Below are 23,729 nucleotides of genomic sequence, written 5' to 3' on the forward strand. Positions count from 1 at the left end.
TATCACAATATTCTACCTCTAGTATTACCGAAAATGAAGTAAGCTATAAAGAGTAGAAGATATATTTTTACCTAACAAAAAAGCGGGAATATTCCCGCTTCTTTGACTATCGACGTAAGCCAAGCTTTGTGATTAATTCACGGTAACGTGTGATATCGCTATTACGAAGGTAAGTTAGTAAGTTACGACGTTTACCAACCATCTTTAATAGACCACGACGTGAATGATGATCTTTCTTGTGAGTACGTAAGTGCTCGTTTAGAGTGTTAATTTGCTCCGTTAGGACAGCAATTTGAACCTCTGGAGAACCAGTATCAGTCTCATGAGTTCTAAATTGTGCAATGATTTCATTTTTACGCTCTTGTGTTAAAGCCATCCTATTTCACCTCCTATTAATTAAACCCCCGATTACCTAGCAAGCGTCGGTGAGTCGCAATGCCAAGCAATGGTTGTCATAAAGTACATAACATAGAATACTACTTTTCATTTGAAAAAGCAAGTATATTATTTTCGTTCGCAAAATATTCTTGTGCTGTTTTCTTATCTTTTGCGATTTGTTCAACTAACTCATCGATGCCATTGAATTTCTTCTCTTCTCTTATACGCATATGCCACTCTACTGTAACATTTTGATCATATATGTCTTTGTTAAATTCAAATAAGTGCACTTCAATAGATAGTTGGCGCTCATCTTCTTTAAAGGTTGGTTTATATCCAATATTACATACACCGTCGTACCATTCATCGTGAACTTTTAATCTCACTGCATAAACACCTACAGGTGGTAATAGATACTCATCACTTAAACCTACATTAGCTGTTGGGAAACCAATTTGACGTCCACGTTTATCACCGTGTACAACCGTTCCTCCTACTGTATATGCTCTACCTAAAATAGATGGAATTTGCTCCATTTCGCCATTTCGAATTAACTTTCGTAATGCCGTAGAACTTACTTTCTCTTCTTGAAATTCAACTTTTTCAATCACAGTCTGTGTAAACTCCCCTCTTGCATGAAATGGTAAAGTCTCCATCTTTCCTTTTCCTAAACGTCCATATGAATAATCAAACCCTGCTACTACATGCTTTACATTTAAACCAATAATATAATCATCTACAAATTGCTGCGGCAATAAGCCTGCAAATGATTCGTCAAATTTAACAACATATAATATATCGATTCCTAAACTCTCGACTATTTTTTCTTTATCACACATTGGTGTAATATACTCGGCATGCGCTTCTTTTTTACCTAAAACAACAGATGGATGCGGATAAAATGTCATAACTGCACTTTTATATCCCTTTTCATCCGCTATTTGTTTCGCAGTTCGAATCACACATTGATGTCCTAAATGAATGCCATCAAAAAATCCTAATGCCATTACAGTAGGTGGTAATTCTAATTTATTTTGTTCATGTGGATGAGTTAAATGAATAAGTTTCACGCTTGAATTCACCTTTTTCTGTAATAATCCTTCCAATAATTCATTATAGCTTTAGTTCTTGATTATTCACAAGTACTTTCATCGGCTTTAGCATACCTGGGTGCTTTGGATGGTGCTCATAAATTGCAAGGCAGCGATCGTTTTTATCAAACACTGTTATAAACGGCGCCGTTATTTGCAATTCATTTTTTAAGAACATACCATTCTTTATTTTTTCTGCTTGCTTTTCATCTACAACCATTTTTGGGAATTTACTTAATGCTTCATCAATTGAAATGAAGATAGACTCTACTGTTCCATTTTGCACGTTTTCCTCAATTTCTTCAAATGATATGCAATCCTCTAATAAAAATTCACCAGAAGCCGTTCTTACAAGGTGAGACATATGTGATGGAAAACCAAGTTTTTCCCCAATCATTACGGCTAACGTTCTTACATATGTTCCTTTACTACACGTTACACGGAAACGGAATGAAATAGTTTCTCCCTCAAACACTTCACGGTCATCTAGTAATACAAATTCATGAATTGTAATTGTACGAACTGGACGTTCAACTTCTTGTCCTGCTCTTGCATATTCATATAATTTTTTCCCGTTAACTTTTACAGCCGAAAACATCGGAGGCATTTGTTCAATCGTACCTGTTAATGCAGCAAGAGCCTCTTCTACTTCCTTACGAGTAATAACACGATCTACATGTTTCGTTTCCACAACTTCACCAGAAGCATCTTCAGTTGTTGTTGAAAATCCAAGTGTTACTTCACCTTCATATGTTTTCGTCTCACTTGTTAAAAATTGTGCAATCTTCGTTGCTCTCCCAACACAAATAGGCAATACTCCTGTTACATCTGGATCTAATGTTCCTGTATGACCAATTCGTTTTTCACGCAATATCTTTCTTAATTTAAATACACAATCGTGTGATGTCATGCCTTTTGGCTTATGTAATAATACTACACCTTCCATATATGTTCACCTCATCGTAATTCTTTCATAATCATTACCTAAAACTTATTTTACATTGAAAAAATGGATAGACAAATGTCTATCCATTATTCTTCACGTTTACCGTCTTTATTAATTTGATGTAAAAGTGTATCAATTCGATGACCATATCCGATAGACTCATCAAATTCAAAGGAAATTTCAGGCGTTTTACGAAGACGAATACGTTGGCCAATTTCTGAACGAATGAAGCCTTTTGCCTTCGCTAAACCTTTTAGTGTATTTTCTTTCTGTTCTTCATCACCTAAAACAGAAATATACACTGTAGCAATTTGTAAATCTCCACTCACTTGTACATCTGTTACAGTAACAAATCCGACACGTGGATCTTTAATTTTACGACTGATGATGTCGCCTAACTCTTTTTTCATTTGCTCGCCTACACGGTTTGCACGTAATTTCATAACTCTTCACCTCATTCAATACCATTCCAATTGTGTTATCGTACGTTCAATTTCAGGAAATGAATCGATGTACTCAAGTACACGATTCATTTCTTTTTCACAAATAACACGATTAGAGGATACAGAAACAATTGCAATTTCCGTACGTTGCCATACATCTTGATGCCCTACTTCTGAAACAGCTACGTTATAACGTTGCTTCACTCGAGTTAGCACCCGTTGTAAAATTGCTCGTTTCTCTTTTAAAGAATGCACATCGTAAATCATACACTCGAATGAGAGTGAAGCGATTATCATCGCTTCACTTCTTCCATAATGTATGCTTCAATAATGTCCCCTTCTTTAAGATCATTATATCTCTCAATTGTAATACCACACTCATAGTTTTGTGCAACTTCTTTTACGTCGTCTTTGAAACGTTTTAACGTATCAAGTTGTCCTTCGAAAATTACTACACCATCACGGATAATACGCACGCCACTATCACGTGTAATTTTACCGTCTGTTACGTAACAACCTGCGATTGTTCCAACTTTTGTTACTTTAAACGTTTGACGTACTTCTGCTTGACCGATTACTTTTTCTTCGAATTCTGGATCTAACATACCTTGCATCGCTGCTTCGATCTCTTCGATTACTTTATAAATAATACGGTGTAAACGAATATCAACGTTCTCTAATTCAGCTGTACGCTTCGCATTCACATCTGGGCGTACGTTAAATCCAATTACAATTGCATTAGATGCAGAAGCTAAAATGATATCAGATTCTGTAATCGCACCTACGCCTGTATGGATAATTTTAACTTTAACACCTTCAACATCAATTTTACGAAGTGATGCTGCCATTGCTTCTACAGAACCTTGTACGTCTGCTTTCACAATTAAGTTAATTTCTTTTACATCGCCCTCTTGGATTTGTTGGAATAAATCTTCAAGGCTTAATTTAGATTTTTCACCACGTTGAGCAAGTAACGCTTCCTGTGCACGTGATTCACCGATTTGACGAGCTTTCTTCTCATCAGCGAATGCCATGAAACGATCTCCCGCTTGTGGTACTTCGTTTAAACCTGTAATTTCAACAGGAGTTGATGGACCAGCAACTTTTACACGACGACCAATATCACTTACCATTGCACGAACACGTCCGAATGAAGTACCAACAACGATTGGGTCTCCAACTCGAAGCGTACCGTTTTGAACAAGTAATGTCGCGATAGTTCCTTTACCTTTATCAAGCTGTGCTTCAATTACAGTACCAGTTGCATAGCGGTTTGGATTTGCTTTATATTCTTCTACTTCACTCACAAGAAGAATCATTTCTAGTAAGTTGTCAATTCCTTCGCCTTGAATCGCTGAGATTGGTACGAAGATTGTATCTCCACCCCATGCTTCTGGAACTAATTCATATTCTGTTAGTTCTTGCATTACGCGATCAGGATTCGCAGCTGGTTTATCCATTTTATTCACAGCAACAATAATTGGTACTCCTGCTGCTTTCGCATGGTTAATTGCTTCAACTGTTTGTGGCATAACACCGTCATCAGCTGCAACAACAAGGATTGTAATATCCGTTACTTGTGCACCACGAGCACGCATCGTTGTAAACGCCGCATGACCAGGTGTGTCTAAGAATGTAATCTTCTTGTCATTTACTTCAACTTGGTATGCACCAATGTGCTGAGTAATTCCACCTGCTTCGCCAGCAGTTACTTTAGAGTTACGGATAGAGTCAAGTAATGTTGTTTTACCATGGTCAACGTGTCCCATGATTGTAACTACAGCTGGACGCTCTTTTAAGTTCTCTTCATCATCTTGCTCATCGATGAATGTTTCAAACTCAGTCTCGCTAACAATTACTTCTTCTTCTACTTCAATACCGTAGTCGTTAGCAATTAACTCAATTGTATCTTTATCTAAGTCTTGGTTAATTGTCGCCATAATTCCAAGCATGAAGAGCTTTTTAATAATTTCAGATGGCTCTTTGCTTAATTTCTTAGCAAGGTCACCTACTGTAAGGCTTCCAGAGAAAGTAATTTTATCTGGTGTTTCTACAGTTTGTGTTTGTTGTCTTCCAGCAAAGTTCTCTTGACGCTTGTCTTCGTTTCCTTTGCCTTTTTTCTTTTTCTTATTGCTGTTCTTTTTACTACGAACAACTTTTTCTTCTACTTCAAACTCATCTGCAACAGAAGGTTTTTCAGCTTGATACTCATTATCTAATTTGTTTACTACTTCATCGTCTAACATTGTCATATGATTCGAAACCTCGATATTCATTTCTTTTAGTTTTGTCATAAGATCTTTACTTGAGATATTATGTTTTTTCGCATATTCATGCACTCGAATTTTACTCATACCTTCACCCCCGGTAATTTGTATCGAGCATGCTACGCAGCTTTTTCGCAAAGCCTTCATCTAACACAGCTACAACGACTCGCTCATCTCTCCCAATCGCATGCCCTAATTGTTGTCGATTTTCGACCTTTCTCATTGGTACGTTGTAGTACGTCGTTTTATCCGTGATACGCTTTGTAGTATTTACTGACGCATCCTCAGAGAGCAACACAAGTTTTGCCTTGCCACTTCGTACTTCCTTTAAAACGAGTTCTTCACCCGAAATAATTTTTCGAGCCCGGTTTGCTAGTCCTAAAAACGATTTCCAATCGGACACTTATTTCGACTCCTTCTCAACAAGCTCAAGAAGCTCTTCATAAAGAGAACTGTCGATTTTCGCTTTTAGATGATGTTCCAAAACATTTTTCTTTTGAGCTTGAAGAATGCTTTCTTTATCTTTTGATAAATAAGCACCTCGTCCTGATTTCTTTCCAGTTAAATCAATAGACACTTCTCCCTCTTTGGAACGAACAATGCGAACGAGCTCTCGTTTTGATTTCATTTCTTGCGTTGCAACACATTTTCGTAACGGAACTTTTCGATTGCTCATACTCATCACCTCTATTCGATTTCGTCTTCAACAGAATCGAATCCGAATGCGACTACGCTATCTTCTTCTGTTACAATACCAAGTTGTTTCGCATCAGACTCACTCTTAATATCAATTTTCCAACCTGTTAATTTAGCTGCAAGACGTGCATTTTGTCCACGTTTACCGATAGCTAATGACAGTTGGTGGTCTGGAACAACAACAGTTGTTGCTTTTTCTTCTTCATCTACAAGTACTTTCACAACTTGTGATGGGCTTAAAGCATTGGCAACATATTCTACTGGATCATTTGACCAGCGAACGATGTCAATCTTTTCACCTTTTAGTTCGTCTACAATGCGTTGTACACGTTGTCCTTTCGGTCCTACACAAGAACCTACTGGATCAACATCAATGTTCTCTGCATGTACAGAGATTTTAGAACGATCTCCTGCTTCACGTGCTACAGAACGAATTTCAACCGTTCCATCATAAATTTCAGGAACTTCCATTTCGAATAAACGTTTTAAAAGACCAGGATGTGTACGTGATACGTAAATTTGCGGTCCTTTTGTTGTTTTTTCTACTTTCGTAATGAATACGCGAATACGATCATGTGGTTTGTATTGTTCGTTTGGCATTTGCTCACTTACAGGTAATAAAGCTTCTACTTTTCCTAAGCTTACATAAATGAAACGAGCATCTTGACGTTGTACGATACCAACCATGATATCTTCTTCACGGTCACTAAACTCAGAGTAAATAACACCACGCTCAGCTTCACGCACTCGTTGTGTTACAACTTGTTTTGCAGTTTGTGCTGCAATACGACCGAAATCTTTTGGTGTTACTTCAATTTCTAGTACGTCACCATCTTGATAGTTTGGATTAATTTGTCTTGCTTCTTCAACAGAAATTTCAAGACGTGGATCAAACACATTATCAACAACGTCTTTACGTGCTAAAACTTGGATTGTTCCCACTTGTGGGTTAAAGCTCACACGAACGTTTTGTGCTTGGTTAAAATTGCGTTTATAAGCAGAGATTAACGCTGCTTCAATCGCATCAATAATAATATCTTTGCTAATTCCTTTTTCTGACTCTAATACGAGCAAGGCATCTAACAACTCAGTGCTCATGAAGATCCCCCTTCTAACTAAAACGTAACAGCAAGTCGCGCATTTGCAACTTTGTCCATTGGAATTTGGATTTCTTTTTTACGTGTTTTAATTGTTAATAATAGTGTAATTGTAGTACCATCGTAGGAAAGCATTTTTCCTTCAAACATCTTTTCACCATCAATCGGCTCATATGTTTTAATTGCCACTTGTTTTCCTACCGCTTGCTGGAAGTCTTTCTCTTTCTTTAATGGACGTTCTGCTCCAGGAGATGACACATCCAAAAAGTAAAGATGAGGAATTGGATCCTCTTTATCTAAAGCTTCGCTTAAACGTTCACTCACCGCACCGCATTCTTCAATGTCGACTCCCTTTTCAGAATCGATGAATACGCGTAAGAACCAGTCTTGTCCTTCTTTCACATACTCTACATCTACAAGTTCAAGATTTAACTCTTCAACGATTGGCTGCGCAAATGCTTCTACAACTTCTGTGACTTTCTTATCCATAAACAGCCTCCTTCCTGCCGCCATGTACCATTCACAAGAAAAGACCCCGTCCATAGAACGGTCTATCTTATTCTTTCTCGTTAGCTAACAAAAGCCCCTGCCGTTAAGCAGGGAATATCTGTCTTAGTATTACCAAATTTAAGAAGTAAAACTTGTAACAAAATATGTATATACGACAGAAATTTCTTACCTCTCCACATCAATAAAATGTAGATAGTAACACGAAAGAGTGGGTTTCCCCACTCTTCTTTTCACACAATATACATGACATGGTTATCTCGGTTAATAGTATACCATACCAAATGTTGATTTGCAAAGACTTTTCCTACCTATCAGAACAGCGATAACTGGTTTTGATCCGGCAAATCACCTAAACAACCTTGACTATCTAAATACTCAATAATTGTTTTCGAAACCTTACTACGCTGCTGCAAGTCTTCTTTTGATAAGAATTCTCCATTTTTACGTGCTTCCACAATACTTAAAGCTGCGTTTGTACCAAGACCAGGCACCGCATTAAATGGAGGGATTAATGAGTCTCCATCAATAATAAAGTCTGTTGCATGTGAGCGATATAAATCCACCTTTTGGAATGAGTATCCACGCTCACACATTTCAAGTGTCATTTCTAGTACAGTCAATAAACTCTTCTCTTTCGGTGCTGCATCTAAACCTTTTTGCGCAATTTCATCAATTCTTGCACGTATAGATGCTGAACCTTTTGCCATCGCTTCTACGTCAAAGTCATCTGCACGAACCGTAAAGTATGCCGCATAGAATAAAAGCGCGAAATGCACTTTAAAGTATGCGATACGCACGGCCATAAGTACGTAAGCAGCCGCATGGGCTTTCGGGAACATGTACTTAATCTTCTTACATGAATCAATGTACCAACCTGGTACATTATTACTTTTCATGTCCTCTTCCCATTCTTCTGGTACACCTTTACCTTTACGTACTGACTCCATGATTTTGAAGGCTAATGATGGGTCTAAACCTTGATAGATTAAATATACCATGATGTCATCACGACAACCGATAACTTCACTCAGCGTACATGTACCGTTATAAATTAACTCGTTTGCATTACCAAGCCATACGTCCGTACCATGTGATAATCCAGAAATTTGGACTAACTCTGAGAATGTCGTCGGTTTCGTCTCTTCTAACATCTGTCTTACGAATTTCGTACCAAACTCTGGTATACCAAGTGTACCTGTTTTACAGTTAATTTGTTCTTCCGTTACGCCTAACGATTCTGGCCCTGAGAAAATTTTCATTACTTCTGGATCATCCGTTGGGATTGTTTTCGGATCAATACCACTTAAATCTTGTAACATACGAATAACTGTCGGATCATCGTGTCCTAGTATATCAAGCTTCAATAAATTATCATGAATAGAGTGGAAGTCAAAGTGTGTCGTTCTCCACTCAGCACCTATTGAATCTGCTGGATACTGTATCGGTGAGAAATCAAAAATGTCCATATAATCTGGCACAACGATAATACCACCTGGATGCTGCCCTGTTGTACGTTTTACACCGGTACATCCTGCTACTAAGCGGTCAATTTCTGCATTTCGAATCGTTAAGTTATGATCATTTGCATAACCTTTTACATATCCATAAGCAGTTTTTTCCGCAACTGTACCAATCGTTCCTGCACGATATACATAATCTTCACCGAATAGTACTTTCGTATAGTTATGGGCACGTGGTTGGTATTCCCCGGAGAAATTCAAATCGATATCGGGTACCTTATCTCCTTTAAATCCAAGGAACGTTTCGAACGGAATGTCATGTCCATCTTTTACATATGGAATATTACAAGTTGGACATTCTTTATCCGGTAAGTCAAAACCAGAACCTACAGAACCATCATTAAAGAATTCTGATTGCTTACATTTCGGACATACATAGTGTGGTGGTAATGGATTTACTTCTGTAATTTCCATCATCGTTGCAACGAATGATGAACCTACCGATCCACGCGAACCTACTAGATATCCATCTACTAACGATTTTTTCACAAGCTTATGTGAAATTAAATAAATTACGGCGAATCCATGCCCGATGATACTTTTTAATTCTTTTTCTAAACGCGCTTCTACAATTTCAGGTAACTCTTCACCATAAATGCTACGCGCCATTTTATAACTCATATCACGCGTTTCATCATCTGCACCTTCAATTTTCGGTGTGTATAGATCATCTTTTACTGGATGAACATCGCCAATTAATGATGCAATCTTTTGTGTATTCGTTACGACAATTTCTTTCGCTACGTCTTCACCTAAGAATGAGAAACACTCTAACATTTCATCGGTTGTACGGAAATGTACAGGTGGTAATGAATGTCGGTTTAACGGATTGGCTCCGCCCTGCGAACTAACTAAAATTTTGCGATACATTGCATCTTCTGGATCTAAGTAATGCACGTTTCCAGTAGCAACAACTGGTTTATCTAACGTCTCACCTAGTTTTACTAAGTTCGAAATAATTGTTTTTAATTGCCCCTCATCCCGAACAAGTTCACGCTCTACTAAATGACGTAGCACTTCTGGTGGCATTACTTCAATGTAATCGTAGAACTGCGCAATTTCTTCTACCTCTTCAGGAGCTTTTTGCATCATTGCCTCAAATACTTCACCTTTATCACAAGCTGTTCCTACTAGAATACCTTCACGATATTTTTTTAATAGTGATCTTGGTACTCGTGGTACACGGTAAAAGTAATTTAGATGAGAATATGAAACAAGTTTATATAAATTTTTCAATCCAACATCCGATGTAGCAAGTAATGTCATATGACTTGGACGCCCGCGCTTATATGCATCCCCTTGTCCCATACTATCGTTTAATTGATCGTGATATTCAAAACCTTTTTCAATTACATCTTTTAACATTTTCACTAGTAAATATCCCGTTGCTTCTGTATCATAAATCGCACGGTGATGCTGAGTTAATTCAATGTCCATCTTTTTACATAACGTATTTAAACGATGATTTTTCATTTCTGGGAATAAGAATCTTGCAAGCTCTAACGTATCTATTACCGGATTTTTCGTTTTTTCTAAACCAGCTTTTTTGAATCCTACATTAATAAAGCCCATATCGAAACTTGCGTTATGAGCAACAAGTGTATGGTCACCCATCCATTCCTCAAACTTTTTAAACACTTCGTCTACTTCTGGTGCGTCGGTCAACATATCATCTGTAATACCTGTTAACTCAATGATTGTTGCCGATAATGGTTGATGTGGATTTGCAAAAGATTCAAAGCGGTCAATAATTTCGCCACCTTTTACTTTTACGGCAGCTAACTCAATAACTGTATCATACACAGCTGATAAACCTGTCGTCTCAACGTCAAAAACAACATATGTTTCATCAGCCAGTAAACGATGTTCTTCATTATAAGCAATTGGTACTCCGTCATTCACTAAGTTTGCTTCCACACCATATATAACTTTAACTCCAGCCTTTTTCCCCGCAGAATATGCTTCCGGGAACGACTGAGCCACAGCATGGTCTGTAACCGCAATAGCCTCATGTCCCCATTTACCAGCTTGAGCAACAAGCTTAGAAACTGGAGTAACAGCATCCATTTGACTCATTGGAGTATGAAGATGAAGCTCTACTCTTTTTTCACCTTCTGGTGCTTTATCTTTACGAGACGGTCCTGTTATTTCATTAATATCATTTGCAATCATTACTAAATCTCGAACAAATGTATCATTTTGGACAGAACCACGAGCCTTCACCCACATTCCTTTTTTCAAGGATTGTAGCATTGGAATATCTTCTTTATCACGTGAGAACATTTTGATCATAATAGAATCTGTATAATCCGTTATTTTTAAAGTTAATAACGTACGTCCACTACGAAGTTCTTTTGTTTCCACATGGAAGACATATCCTTGAACTGTTTTTCTTCTTTCTTCATCTTGAATTTCTCGCATCGGTGTAATCTCTTCATCTGGCTTAATAAGATACCCAAGTGTAATCGGTCCTTCATGCACAACGCTGCTTTCTTCAGCTTGCTTCTTTGCCATTTCTTCCATAGCTTGTATAACACGCTCACGGTCTTCTTGTTGCGTTTGCTCACGAAACTTTTGCATTTCTTCTGTATTTTGCTGTATATGTGTGTCTAACTGGAAACGCGGGAATCCGAAAGCCTCGTATTGATCCCCTACTGGTTTTGCAACGTTTTTCTTTAAAGCAGTAGATTCCAGCTCATTATTCACATTTATAAGTAACTTCACTCCATTGACCTGCGGAAGCTGCTTCTTTAAATAAGCAAACATAGGTGAAAATGTAATTCGTTCCGTACAAAGTGGCCAATACGCCCTCACTTCTTCTTCAGTAAATTGTTTATTCTCTGTTTCTAATGCAAATGTTGTTCTTGCAATATGAGAAAATGATTGCTTAAGCTTTGTTTCTAGCAATTCATATAATTCTGTAGGCAAAATACGTGGCACTTGTAAATTAAAATGCCAACTTTTATTCGCTTTATCGATAACGAGCCTTTCAATACCACCGCCTTGTAAATATTGATTTATAAGGTCGTCTGGTATTTGCAACTGCTGGAGCAAAATTTGAAATCGCTCTTTTTGTTCATTTGTTAAAGACATAAGCACTCTCCTTCCATTTGCTATTATAAATTGAAACGTACTACAAAGAAAGATTTCTCCCTTCTTCTTTTACAAAATACGTTTACAAAGAAAGAGAAGGTACCTCATTACGAGGTACCTCTTCCTATTTTAAAATATTAGCAATATATGTTTGAAGTTCTTCTACTTTTACTTCTTCAGACTCACCTGTAGCACGTACTTTCACTTCTACAATACCTTCGTCTGCTTTTTTACCAACTGTCACGCGAACTGGAAGGCCGAATAAATCAGCATCAGCAAATTTAACACCTGCACGTTCTGCACGATCATCTAGTAATACTTCATATCCTTGCTCTTGTAATGAGTGGTAGATGTTTTCACCCATTTCACGTTGTGCATCAGATTTCATATTCACTGGAATTACATGCACATGGAACGGTGCTACAGCTTTTGGCCAAACTAAACCGTTCTCATCATTAAACTGCTCTGCAATTGCTGCCACTGTACGAGACACACCAATGCCGTAACAACCCATAATAAGTGGTTGTGTTTTTCCGTTTTCATCTAGGAATGTTGCGTTCATTGCTTCACTATAACGAGTTCCTAATTTGAATACATGACCAACTTCAATTCCGCGTGCGAAAAGAATTGTCCCGTTTCCGTCTGGAGATTGGTCTCCTTCTTGAATGAAGCGTAAATCCGTATATTGACTTACTTTAAAGTCACGTTCTGGATTTACATTTACATAATGGAATCCTTCTTCGTTCGCTCCTGAACATCCGTTGACAATTGATGCTACAGCGTGATCAGCGATAATTTCGATATCACCATTTACACCAATCGGTCCTAATGAACCAACTTCACAATTTAATAATTCTTTTACTTCTTCATGAGAGGCAAGCTCAACAACTGAAGCACCGTATACATTTTTCACTTTTACATCATTTACTTCATGATCACCACGAACAAGTACCACTACTAATTTCTCATCTACTTTAAATACCATAGACTTAATGCACTTGTCAGCTTCGATGTTTAAGAATGCAGATACTTCTTCAATTGCTTTTTGGTCTGGTGTTGCTACTTTTTCAAGCTCTTTTTCTGCTTCGTCACTCTTCGTATACGTAGCTACAACAGGAGCCATTTCGATGTTCGCTGCATAATCAGATGTATCAGAGTATGCAATTGTATCTTCACCAACATCAGATAATACCATAAATTCATGTGTATCTTTTCCACCCATTGCTCCAGAATCAGCAATAACCGCACGGTAATTCAAGCCACAACGAGCAAAGATGTTAGAGTATGCTTTGTATAAGCGATCGTACACTTCATCTAAGCTCTCTTGCGTAGCATGGAAAGAGTATGCATCTTTCATTAGAAACTCTCTTCCACGTAATAAACCGAAACGAGGTCTTTGTTCATCACGGAATTTTGTTTGAATTTGATATAATGTTAACGGTAATTTTTTATACGATTTCACTTCATCACGTACAAGATCTGTAATTACTTCTTCATGTGTCGCTCCTAATGCAAATTCACGAGCGTTACGATCTTTCATACGCATTAATTCAGATCCGTAAGAATACCAACGACCTGACTCTTGCCATAATTCTGCAGCTTGCATCGCTGGCATTAATAATTCTACGGCACCTGCGCGCTCCATCTCTTCTCGAACGATACGTTCTACTTTGTGTAGTACTTTTAATCCAAATGGTAGAAAACTATAAATACCAGAAGCATTTTGACGCATAAAACCTGCACGAAGTAATAACTGATGACTCTTAATCTCCGCATCAGCTGGAACTTCACGTAATGTAGGACTGAATACCATACTTTGTTTCATTTATTCGCACCTCTTCATTTTACTCTTACACGCAGGAAAACCCCTCACCTCGAGTTAGGTGAGGGATTTTATTCTACGAGCTCTATTTCATTATAAGTTTCACTTTATTTTACAAGAAAAACTTACGAATGTCATTCCAAGTTACAACTAACATAAGTAACATTAATAATGCAAAACCAATAAAGTGAACCATTCCTTCTTTTTGGCGATCAATTGGTTTCCCACGCAATGCCTCAATTAAGAAGAAGAACAAACGTCCACCGTCTAAAGCAGGAACTGGTAGTAAATTAAATAAACCAAGGTTAATACTTAAAACGGCTGCTAAACTTAAAACACGCGTAAATCCATAATCTACAACTTGATCTGTTAGATTATAAATTCCTACTGGACCTGACAACTCATTAATAGAGAATTGACCAGTTACTAATTTCACAAGAGACTCAAAAATTAGTTTCGTCCATTGGTATGTTTGTTCAAAACCTGATTTAATAGAACCCATCACTGTTTTCTCTACAGGAGAGTAAACACCAATTCTACCAACTTCTTCTTTACCTTCTTTATCAAGCGTTGGCGTTACTTTCACATTAAACTGTTCACTATCACGCTTTACTTGTAACGTAATTTCTTTATTTGGATTTTCACGTACAATGGTAACAACATCTTTCCATGTACTTGTGTTTTTCCCATCAATAGCTTGAATTGTATCATTTTCTTTTAATCCAGCTTGCTCTGCTGCACTATTCTCCATCACTTTTCCGACCATTGGTTTGTCAACAGGAACACCTTGTACAAATCCAAGAATCACAAAAATAACAAATGCTAAAATGAAGTTCATTGCAGGGCCCGCAAAGATTGTTAACGCACGTTGTCCTAATTTCTTAGAGCCAAACTGCCTATTATACGGAGCAATTTGAATTTCTTCACCGGCAGTAATAATACGAGCCTTCTCGTTCACTCGGAATGTTTGAAGCTCTTCCTCGTACTCTTCATAACCCGAAATTGTTAAATTATGCTCTAAATCAGCTTGTTCGACTTCGATAACGCGAACATTGGGATACTTTTCATATCCATCAAAAACTAATTTTGCAACTTCGTCTTTTGCATTTAATACAAGGCCAACCTTTTTCCCAGGCTTTAACTCAACTGTGTCTGCATCCTCGCCAGCCATTCTTACATAGCCACCAAGGGGCAGTAATCGAATCGTATACACCGTTTCATTCTTTTCAAATGAGAATATTTTCGGACCAAAACCAATCGCAAACTCGCGGCATAAAATACCTGCTCTTTTTGCGAAATATAGATGCCCTAGCTCATGGAAAAATACGAGTGCACCGAAAATTAATATAAAGGCAATCGCTGTATTCAATTCCATACCACCTTTGCTAAATTTGTTCCATCACAAACCGTCTTGTGGCTGCATCAATTTCCAGAATTTCCTCTAAGCTCGGACGTGCAATGACATTGTGATGGTTCATTGCTTTTTCAATGAGGTCTTCCACTGTTAAGAAACCAATTCTCTTTTGTAAAAAAGCTTCAACAGCTACTTCATTCGCTGCATTCATTACAGCTGGCATACTTCCACCTGCTTTTCCAGCTTCATACGCAAAACGTAGGCAACGGAAACGCTCTTGGTTCATCTTCTCAAAATGCAACGTTCCTATTTCCCATAAGTTTAACTGCTTTGTGTCTGAAAGAGGTAATCGATCAGGATATGTAAGCGCGTATTGAATTGGTACTCGCATATCAGGTGAGCCAAGCTGTGCCATCACACTACGATCTTCAAATTCAACCATAGAATGAATAATACTTTCTTTATGTAAAACAACATCGATTTGCTCATAAGGGATACCAAAAAGCCAATGTGCTTCAATTACTTCTAGCCCCTTATTCATCATTGTAGCAGAATCAATTGTAATTTTCGAACCCATTGACCAGTTTGGATGTCGAAGCGCATCTTCTACGGTCACATGATGCAATTCATCTCTCGTTTTATCACGGAAACTTCCACCAGAAGCCGTTATAATTAGTCGAGAAATTCTTTTTTCATTTTCACCATTCAAGCATTGAAAAATAGCTGAATGTTCACTGTCTACTGGAAGTAACGAAACATTATGTTTTCGCGCTGCTTCCATTACAAGATGCCCTGCAGTTACTAACGTTTCTTTGTTTGCAATTCCAATTGTTTTTTTCGCCTCAATTGCACGAAGTGTTGGTAACAACCCTACGCTACCTACAACAGCGTTTACTACAATCTCCGCATCTGGATGTAATGCTACTTCTAAAAGCCCTTCACTACCATATACAATTTTTGTATTACCAGAAACAGCTTGTAATTTTAAAACATCTTCCTCTCTTTGCACAGAGACAATTTGTGGAGAAAATTCTTGAATGACCTTTACTGCGTAGTCAATATTTTTCCCTACAGAAAAAGCAACGAGACGGAATTGGTCTGGGTGCGAGCGTAATACATCTAAAGTTTGTGTACCAATTGATCCGCTTGCACCTAATAAACTAATGTTTTTCATGATTCCAACCCCTCGTTCATTCATTAATTATATTGTAATAAGAAGTAGAGAATTGGTAAAACGAATAACCAACTATCTGTTCGATCTAATATACCACCATGCCCAGGTAAAATTGTACCTGAATCTTTTACGCCATAATGACGCTTAAAAGCAGATTGTACTAAATCACCAATTTGTCCAAAAATAGAAATGATAATTGTCAGCGCAATTAAAATCAATACATTCGATTCAACTGGGAAGAACATGTTGTAAACAAGTGCCACAATAATTCCACAAACGATACCACCTAATGAACCTTCAATCGTTTTGTTTGGACTAATTTCTGGCCATAATTTTCTTTTTCCTAATGCTTTTCCTACGAAATATGCGCCTGAATCAGTAGCCCATATAACAAATAATGCACAAAATACATATTTAATTCCTAATATCCTCGTTTCATTCAGATATAAGAATCCCATTGCAACATATGTTGTTGCCATTAGTAAAAATGAAGCATTGTCAAAAGTAAATGTATTCTTAGAAAGGACTGTATATGATAAAAGTAATAAAACAATCACAAATGTGATTTCTAATTTACCTAATCCAATCCAAGTAAACAGTTCCGATGCACTACTTGGAATTAAAATAATCCATAATAATAATGCAGCTAAAACTGTTGGTACTGAAATAAGCGTAAGCTTATTCATACGAATTAATTCATATAAACCTATAGAAGCAAGTGCATACACTAAAACCGTAAAAGGCACGCCACCGTAAATTACGATGGGAATGAATAGCGCGGCAGCAACCACTCCAGTAATAATTCTCTGTTTCACTACCAAACCCTCTCTTTCTACACGCCTCCGAATCTGCGCCCTCTATGTTGAAAGTCTGTAATCGCATTTAGCAAATGTTCCTCGGTAAAATCTGGCCAATACACATCTGTAAACCAAAATTCCGAATATGCAATTTGCCATAACATGAAATTACTAATACGTAGCTCTCCGCTCGTACGGATTAACAACTCTGGGTCAGGTAAAGAACTCGTCATTAAGTAGGAAGAAAGCATTTCTTCACTTACATCTTCAACACGAACCTTTCCTTCCTCACTATCTTTCATCATATGTTGCACAGCAGAAACGATTTCATCTCGACTTCCATAGTTTAACGCGAAATTAAGAATTAATCCCGTATTCTCTTTCGTTTCTTCCATGGCCTTCTCCATCGCTCTGCGTGTATGCGTAGGAAGACGATCTTGTTGCCCTATTACTCGGACTTGTACGTTTTCTTCAATCAATTCTGGTAAAAATGTACCTAAAAATTCTTCAGGAAGCTTCATTAAATAATCAACTTCCTTTTTCGGTCTTTTCCAGTTCTCAGTCGAAAAAGCATAGAGAGTTAACACTTTCACATTAAGTTTACTTGCAAATTTTGTAATTTTCTTTACAACTTGCATACCTTCATGATGTCCCGCAATACGAGGCATTGCTCTCCTCTTCGCCCATCTTCCATTACCATCCATAATGATCGCAATATGTTCTGGGATATATCCTTTTTTTACTTCTTCAACGAGATGATCAAACGATGTGTCCTTTTTACCTTTAAAAAAAGGAAAGTTTTTAAACATCATTCATACCCTCCAGCAAGCAGACGTATGCCTAAAAGTGTAAAAAGACCCCCTTAAGAAGAGGGTCATATTTGCGAAGGTATCGCTATTACACTTCCATGATTTCTTTTTCTTTGTTTTTTGCGATTTCGTCAACTTTTGCAATATATTTATCTGTTTCTTTTTGGATATCTTCAGTATATCCTCTTAAATCATCTTCTGTAATCTCGCCAGCTTTTTCAAGCTTTTTAAGATCGTCGTTACCGTCACGACGTACGTTACGAACAGCAACTTTTGCTTCTTCAGCATATTTTTTCACAACTTTTACAAGATCACGACGACGCTCTTCTGTTAATGCAGGGAATGCAATACGAATTACAGTTCCGTCATTAGAAGGGTTTAAGCCTAAATCTGCTTTTAAAATTGCTTTTTCGATATCACCGATAGAAGTTTTATCATAAGGTTGAATTACAAGTAAACGTGCTTCTGGAACTGTAATGTTCGCTAATTGCACAACTGGTGTTGGTGCACCATAGTAATCAACTTGTACTTTATCTAATACAGACGCGCTTGCACGGCCAGCACGAACTGTTGCTAATTCACGAGAATAAGCAGCAACTGCTTTTTCCATTTTTTCATTTGAAGACTTTAATACTTGTTGTCCCATATTTATTTCCCCCTTACAACTGTTCCGATATTTTCACCTAAAACGGCACGTTTAATATTACCTTTTTCCATAACTGAGAATACAATTAATGGAATATCATTATCCATACATAGAGAAGAAGCTGTAGAATCCATTACACCTAAACCTTCTTTTAATACATCTAAGTAAGTAAGCGTTTCGTATTTCGTAGCTGTTGGGTCAATAGATGGATCCGCATTATATACGCCATCTACATTGTTTTTCGCCATTAAAATTACGTCCGCTTCAATTTCTGCTGCACGTAATGCTGCTGTTGTATCTGTAGAGAAGTATGGATTACCTGTACCTGCTGCAAAGATAACAACACGTTTCTTCTCTAAGTGACGAACTGCTTTACGACGAATGTAAGGCTCTGCCACTTGACGCATCTCAATTGAAGTTTGTACGCGAGTTTGAATTCCGATATTCTCCAAGCTATCTTGAAGAGCTAATGAATTCATAACTGTCGCTAACATGCCCATGTAATCTGCTCCTGCACGATCCATGCCCATCTCACTTCCAATTTTCCCACGCCAAATGTTACCGCCACCAACAACAACAGCAACCTCTACATCAAGTTCTGCAATTTCTTTCACTTGTTCCGCAACTGATTTAATAACAGCTGGGTTAATTCCAAATCCTTGCTCGCCAGCTAAAGCTTCTCCACTCAGCTTTAAAACGACACGATTATATTTCGGTTTACTCATAATGAACCTCCAATTGCTTACATCTTTATTTTAAAAAAGGGAACACAATGTGTTCCCTAATCTGTATTAGTTACTACCTTTTACTTGGTTCATTACTTCTTCAGCAAAGTTGTCTTCGCGTTTTTCGATACCTTCACCAACAGCGTAGCGAACGAATCCTTTTAATGTTCCGCCTTTAGACTCAACGAACTGACGAACTTTCATATCAGGGTTTTTAACGAATGCTTGGTCAAGTAAGCAAATTTCTTCGAAGAATTTGCCAAGACGGCCTTCAACCATTTTTGCAACGATTTTTTCAGGCTTGCCTTCGTTTAATGCTTGTTGTGTTAATACTTGACGCTCATGCTCAACTTCTTCAGCTGTTACAGCATCGCGGTCGATGTATTTAGGGTTAACTGCAGCGATGTGCATTGCAACATCTTTAGCAGCCGCTTCATCAGTAGAACCTTCAAGAACTGTTAGTACACCAATGCGTCCACCCATGTGTAGGTAAGCGCCGAATGCATCTGCATCAGTTTTTGATACGATTTCGAAACGACGAAGTGTAAGTTTTTCACCAATTTTAGCGATTGCTTCGTTGATGTGCTCTTCTACTTTTTTGCCGTTTTCCATTGTTTGAGCCATAGCTTCTTCAACGTTAGCTGGTTTGTTAGCTAATAAGTGAGCAGCTAATTCTTTAATTAATGTTTGGAAACCTTCGTTTTTCGCAACGAAATCAGTTTCAGAGTTTAATTCTAAGATTAAACCGTCGTTACCGTTTGTTTCGATGAAAGTTAAACCTTCAGCAGCGATGCGGTCTGCTTTTTTAGCAGCTTTCGCGATACCTTTTTCACGTAAGAAGTCAATTGCCTTCTCCATGTCGCCGTTAGTTTCTGTTAAAGCTTTTTTGCAGTCCATCATACCTGCGCCAGTTTTTTCACGTAATTCTTTTACCATTTGTGCAGTGATTGCCATACTTTTCATCCTCCTAAAATATGTATTTATACCTTTTATAAAGGTGTTTATACCTTAAAAAAGGTGATAAAAGGCCGAACCCCTTATCACCTTTCCAACTTTGTTACGCAGTAACAGTTTCTTCACCTTGTTTTGCTTCAAGGATCGCGTCTGCCATTTTAGATGTAAGAAGTTTTACAGCACGAATTGCATCATCGTTTGCTGGGATAACGTGATCGATTTCGTCTGGATCACAGTTTGTATCAACGATACCGATGATTGGAATGTGTAATTTGCGTGCTTCAGCAACTGCAATACGCTCTTTACGAGGGTCTACTACGAATAATGCACTTGGAAGACCTTTCATATCTTTAATACCGCCTAAGAATTTCTCAAGACGCTCTAACTCTTTTTTAAGTTGAACAACTTCTTTCTTAGGTAGTACTTCGAAAGTACCATCTTCTTGCATTCTTTCGATGTCTTTAAGACGCTTGATACGCTTTTGGATTGTTTGGAAGTTAGTTAAAGTTCCACCTAACCAACGTTGGTTAACGAAGTACATACCAGCACGAGTTGCTTCTTCTTTAATAGCTTCTTGTGCTTGTTTTTTAGTACCTACGAATAAGATGTCTCCGCCTTCAGCAGCGATGTCACGCATAACTTTGAAAGCTTCCTCAACTTTTTTCACAGTTTTTTGTAAGTCGATGATGTAGATACCGTTACGCTCTGTGAAAATGTAACGCTTCATTTTTGGGTTCCAACGACGAGTTTGATGTCCGAAATGAACACCAGCTTCAAGCAATTGCTTCATAGAAATTACTGACATAATATAGTTCCTCCTAAATGGTTTTTGATATCCTCCGTTTACTTCATCTCTAAGCGAAACTACAAACGTAGCACCAACACTTAAATCAGTAAACGTGTGTACTTTGTACTGACACCACTGCTTACTATATCATACTGAAATATTACAATCAAGTCGAAAATGCGAACAATGTAAAACTTTCTTTGTTCATACTCGAATTCTAGTATTACCAACCTGCATTTCTTTTAAGCAAAAAAGTAAAATGCAATTCATAGTTTTTCACAAAAATGGGATTATGACTCTATTTGCTAACAACATCAATCTGTTATACACAAAAAAACTCCCCTCAAAGAATGAGGAGAGTTTTATAAATTAGTTTGTTTTTAATTTAGCAAGTTCATGTAAGAATTTGTCGTTTAATACTTTAATGTATGTTCCTTTCATACCTAAAGAACGCGACTCAATTACACCAGCACTTTCTAATTTACGAAGTGCATTTACGATTACCGAACGAGTGATTCCTACGCGGTCAGCAATTTTACTTGCAACAAGTAAACCTTCTGTTCCGTTTAATTCTTCGAAGATGTGCTCGATTGCTTCTAACTCACTGTAAGATAATGAGCTGATCGCCATTTGAACAACAGCTTTGCTACGTGCTTCTTCTTCGATTTCTTCTGCTTTTTCACGTAAAATTTCCATACCTACAACAGTTGAGCTGTACTCAGCAAGAATTAAATCATCATCTAAGAACTCTTGACCAAGACGAGCTAAAACTAATGTACCTAGACGCTCACCGCCACCAACGATCGGTACGATTGTAGTTAAACCTTGACCAAATAATTCTTTATTTTCTACTGGGAATGCTGTGTAAGCACTGTTTACATCTAAGTTTGAAGATGTTTCTGTAATATTGAATAAGCTTTGTGTATACTCTTCTGGGAATTGACGTTCTGCAAGCATTTGTTTCATACGCTCATTCTCGATTTGTTGGTGAATTGCATAACCTAGTAATTTACCACGACGGCTTACTACGAATACGTTCGCTTCGATTACTTCACACATTGTGTCAGACATTTCTCTAAAGTTTACAGGCTTTCCTGCTGCGCTCTGTAATAACGCATTTAATTTTCTTGTTTTTGCTAATAATTCCATTTCAAAAGTTCCTCCTACATGTTACTCACATATTTTTTCATCACTTGGAAACTAGGGCGAGTCACCTGATGACACTATTACAAAATAAACTGGCTCACATCTTTATTTTTAGCAATCGTTGCTAATTTTTCCTCAACGTATTGAGGCGTTATCGTTATTTTCTCTAACGTAATTTCAGATGCTTCAAACGATAAATCTTCAAGGAGCTTCTCCATAATCGTATGAAGTCTTCTTGCTCCAATATTATCTGTATCCTGATTAACTTGATAAGCAATCTCAGCAATCTTACGAATAGCTTCGTCTGAAAATTCAATTTCTATACCTTCAGTCGCTAATAAAGCAATATATTGTTTAATTAACGCATTGTCAGGCTCGATTAATATTTTAACAAAATCATCCGTCGATAATTTTGTTAATTCTACTCGAATCGGAAATCTCCCTTGTAATTCCGGAATCAAATCTGACGGTTTAGACATATGAAACGCTCCAGCTGCAACGAATAAAATATAATCCGTTTTTACTGATCCGTATTTTGTCGCAACATTTGATCCTTCTACAATTGGTAAAATGTCACGTTGCACACCTTCACGTGATACATCTACGCTATTCGACTGCTTACCAGCAATTTTGTCAATTTCATCGATAAAAATAATCCCGAGCTGTTCAGCACGATAAACAGCCTCTTGTGTAACTTCATCCATATCAATTAAGCGCTGTGCTTCCTCATTTGTCAAGACTTTTCTTGCTTCTTTTACAGAAAGTTTACGTTTTTTTGTTTTTTTCGGCATAAAACTTCCTAATGCATCTTGGAAATTCATCCCCATTTGTTCCATGCCAGTTCCTTGCAACATATCGAACATAGAAGACTGTTGTTCAGTCACTTCAATCGATACAATTTCATCTTCAAGAAGCCCCGCAGCAAGCTTTCTTTCCACATCTTGACGTTTCTTTTCAATTTCAACATCTTCCTGTGAATCTGTTGTTTGATTCGAATTTTGGGTGCCACCAAATAGCATTTCTAATGGGTTTTTAAATCCAGATTGCTTCTCCGGACTCGGCACTAAAATTTCAACAAGACGTTGGTTCGCTTGTTCTTCTGCTTTGTCTTGTACTTTTACTACCATTTCTTCTTTCACAATGCGAACTGACGTTTCCACAAGGTCACGTACCATCGATTCTACATCTCTACCTACATATCCAACTTCTGTAAATTTCGTAGCTTCAACCTTAATAAAAGGTGCTCCAACGAGTTTCGCCATTCGTCGTGCTACCTCTGTTTTACCAACACCTGTCGGTCCAATCATTAAAATATTTTTAGGTGCAATTTCATCACGTAGATTTTCAGCTAATTTACTTCGACGGTATCGATTTCTTAAAGCTACAGCAACCGCTTTCTTCGCATCCTTTTGACCGATAATGTATTGATCTAATTTTTCCACAATTTGACGCGGAGTAAAATGTAAATGCATAT

Annotated in this window: 22 protein-coding genes; all 22 read right to left on the reverse strand. The window is 37.6% G+C overall.

What is annotated here, in order from left to right:
- Window positions 1-106: 106 nt before the first annotated feature.
- Window positions 107-376: a 30S ribosomal protein S15 gene (gene rpsO, locus MR147_RS15255; RefSeq protein WP_001229392.1), complete on the reverse strand. Its 270-nt coding sequence runs from the start codon at window positions 374-376 to the stop codon at window positions 107-109.
- Between the two features lie 100 nt (window positions 377-476).
- Window positions 477-1,448, reverse strand: a complete 972-nt coding sequence (gene ribF / locus MR147_RS15260; protein ID WP_000766710.1) for a bifunctional riboflavin kinase/FAD synthetase — start codon at window positions 1,446-1,448, stop codon at window positions 477-479.
- Window positions 1,449-1,491: 43 nt separating this feature from the next.
- Window positions 1,492-2,415: a tRNA pseudouridine(55) synthase TruB gene (truB, locus tag MR147_RS15265; protein ID WP_074606242.1), complete on the reverse strand. Its 924-nt coding sequence runs from the start codon at window positions 2,413-2,415 to the stop codon at window positions 1,492-1,494.
- Between the two features lie 86 nt (window positions 2,416-2,501).
- Window positions 2,502-2,858 (reverse strand): 30S ribosome-binding factor RbfA, encoded by a 357-nt coding sequence (gene rbfA / locus MR147_RS15270; RefSeq protein ID WP_000776442.1) that lies wholly within the window; start codon window positions 2,856-2,858, stop codon window positions 2,502-2,504.
- A gap of 15 nt (window positions 2,859-2,873) precedes the next feature.
- Window positions 2,874-3,155 carry a DUF503 domain-containing protein gene (locus MR147_RS15275; RefSeq protein WP_000582364.1) on the reverse strand — a complete coding sequence of 94 codons (282 nt, stop codon included), beginning with the start codon at window positions 3,153-3,155 and terminating at the stop codon, window positions 2,874-2,876.
- Window positions 3,152-5,212 carry a translation initiation factor IF-2 gene (gene infB, locus MR147_RS15280; RefSeq protein ID WP_000036341.1) on the reverse strand — a complete coding sequence of 687 codons (2,061 nt, stop codon included), beginning with the start codon at window positions 5,210-5,212 and terminating at the stop codon, window positions 3,152-3,154. Before infB ends, MR147_RS15275 begins: the two co-directional genes overlap by 4 nt.
- A 4-nt stretch (window positions 5,213-5,216) precedes the next feature.
- The gene (locus MR147_RS15285; RefSeq protein WP_001286523.1) at window positions 5,217-5,528 is read right to left on the reverse strand and encodes a YlxQ family RNA-binding protein; all 312 of its coding nucleotides are present in this window, start codon (window positions 5,526-5,528) and stop codon (window positions 5,217-5,219) included.
- Window positions 5,529-5,801 (reverse strand): RNase P modulator RnpM, encoded by a 273-nt coding sequence (rnpM, locus tag MR147_RS15290; RefSeq protein ID WP_000071128.1) that lies wholly within the window; start codon window positions 5,799-5,801, stop codon window positions 5,529-5,531. It abuts the gene before it with no gap.
- A gap of 11 nt (window positions 5,802-5,812) precedes the next feature.
- Window positions 5,813-6,919, reverse strand: coding sequence for a transcription termination factor NusA (nusA, locus tag MR147_RS15295; protein WP_000102609.1), 1,107 nt, complete (start codon window positions 6,917-6,919; stop codon window positions 5,813-5,815).
- Between the two features lie 17 nt (window positions 6,920-6,936).
- The gene (rimP, locus tag MR147_RS15300; protein WP_000359097.1) at window positions 6,937-7,407 is read right to left on the reverse strand and encodes a ribosome maturation factor RimP; all 471 of its coding nucleotides are present in this window, start codon (window positions 7,405-7,407) and stop codon (window positions 6,937-6,939) included.
- Window positions 7,408-7,739: 332 nt separating this feature from the next.
- The gene (locus MR147_RS15305) at window positions 7,740-12,041 is read right to left on the reverse strand and encodes a PolC-type DNA polymerase III (protein WP_000059985.1); all 4,302 of its coding nucleotides are present in this window, start codon (window positions 12,039-12,041) and stop codon (window positions 7,740-7,742) included.
- Between the two features lie 124 nt (window positions 12,042-12,165).
- Window positions 12,166-13,866 carry a proline--tRNA ligase gene (locus MR147_RS15310; RefSeq protein ID WP_242304502.1) on the reverse strand — a complete coding sequence of 567 codons (1,701 nt, stop codon included), beginning with the start codon at window positions 13,864-13,866 and terminating at the stop codon, window positions 12,166-12,168.
- 109 nt (window positions 13,867-13,975) lie between these two features.
- Entirely contained in the window at window positions 13,976-15,232 is a 1,257-nt protein-coding gene (gene rseP / locus MR147_RS15315) for an RIP metalloprotease RseP (RefSeq protein ID WP_001090229.1), read from the reverse strand.
- 16 nt (window positions 15,233-15,248) lie between these two features.
- Window positions 15,249-16,391, reverse strand: a complete 1,143-nt coding sequence (gene dxr, locus MR147_RS15320) for a 1-deoxy-D-xylulose-5-phosphate reductoisomerase (protein WP_000790359.1) — start codon at window positions 16,389-16,391, stop codon at window positions 15,249-15,251.
- 23 nt (window positions 16,392-16,414) lie between these two features.
- Window positions 16,415-17,206 (reverse strand): phosphatidate cytidylyltransferase, encoded by a 792-nt coding sequence (gene cdsA / locus MR147_RS15325; protein WP_000813581.1) that lies wholly within the window; start codon window positions 17,204-17,206, stop codon window positions 16,415-16,417.
- Between the two features lie 17 nt (window positions 17,207-17,223).
- Window positions 17,224-18,000, reverse strand: a complete 777-nt coding sequence (uppS, locus tag MR147_RS15330) for an isoprenyl transferase (RefSeq protein WP_000971301.1) — start codon at window positions 17,998-18,000, stop codon at window positions 17,224-17,226.
- Between the two features lie 85 nt (window positions 18,001-18,085).
- Complete coding sequence (frr, locus tag MR147_RS15335; RefSeq protein ID WP_000531503.1) at window positions 18,086-18,643, reverse strand: ribosome recycling factor; 558 nt, start codon at window positions 18,641-18,643, stop codon at window positions 18,086-18,088.
- 2 nt (window positions 18,644-18,645) lie between these two features.
- Entirely contained in the window at window positions 18,646-19,368 is a 723-nt protein-coding gene (pyrH, locus tag MR147_RS15340; protein WP_000042663.1) for a UMP kinase, read from the reverse strand.
- Between the two features lie 66 nt (window positions 19,369-19,434).
- Window positions 19,435-20,322 (reverse strand): translation elongation factor Ts, encoded by an 888-nt coding sequence (gene tsf, locus MR147_RS15345; RefSeq protein WP_001018581.1) that lies wholly within the window; start codon window positions 20,320-20,322, stop codon window positions 19,435-19,437.
- A 103-nt stretch (window positions 20,323-20,425) separates the two neighbouring features.
- On the reverse strand, window positions 20,426-21,127 hold the full coding sequence (gene rpsB / locus MR147_RS15350) for a 30S ribosomal protein S2 (RefSeq protein ID WP_000111483.1): 702 nt from the start codon (window positions 21,125-21,127) through the stop codon (window positions 20,426-20,428).
- Between the two features lie 351 nt (window positions 21,128-21,478).
- Window positions 21,479-22,258, reverse strand: a complete 780-nt coding sequence (codY, locus tag MR147_RS15355; RefSeq protein ID WP_000421288.1) for a GTP-sensing pleiotropic transcriptional regulator CodY — start codon at window positions 22,256-22,258, stop codon at window positions 21,479-21,481.
- A gap of 77 nt (window positions 22,259-22,335) precedes the next feature.
- The gene (hslU, locus tag MR147_RS15360) at window positions 22,336-23,727 is read right to left on the reverse strand and encodes an ATP-dependent protease ATPase subunit HslU (protein WP_074606248.1); all 1,392 of its coding nucleotides are present in this window, start codon (window positions 23,725-23,727) and stop codon (window positions 22,336-22,338) included.
- Between the last annotated feature and the right edge of the window lie 2 nt (window positions 23,728-23,729).

The sequence above is a fragment of the Bacillus cereus group sp. BfR-BA-01350 genome (assembly GCF_022663775.1).
Classification (GTDB): Bacteria; Bacillota; Bacilli; order Bacillales; family Bacillaceae_G; genus Bacillus_A; species Bacillus_A paranthracis.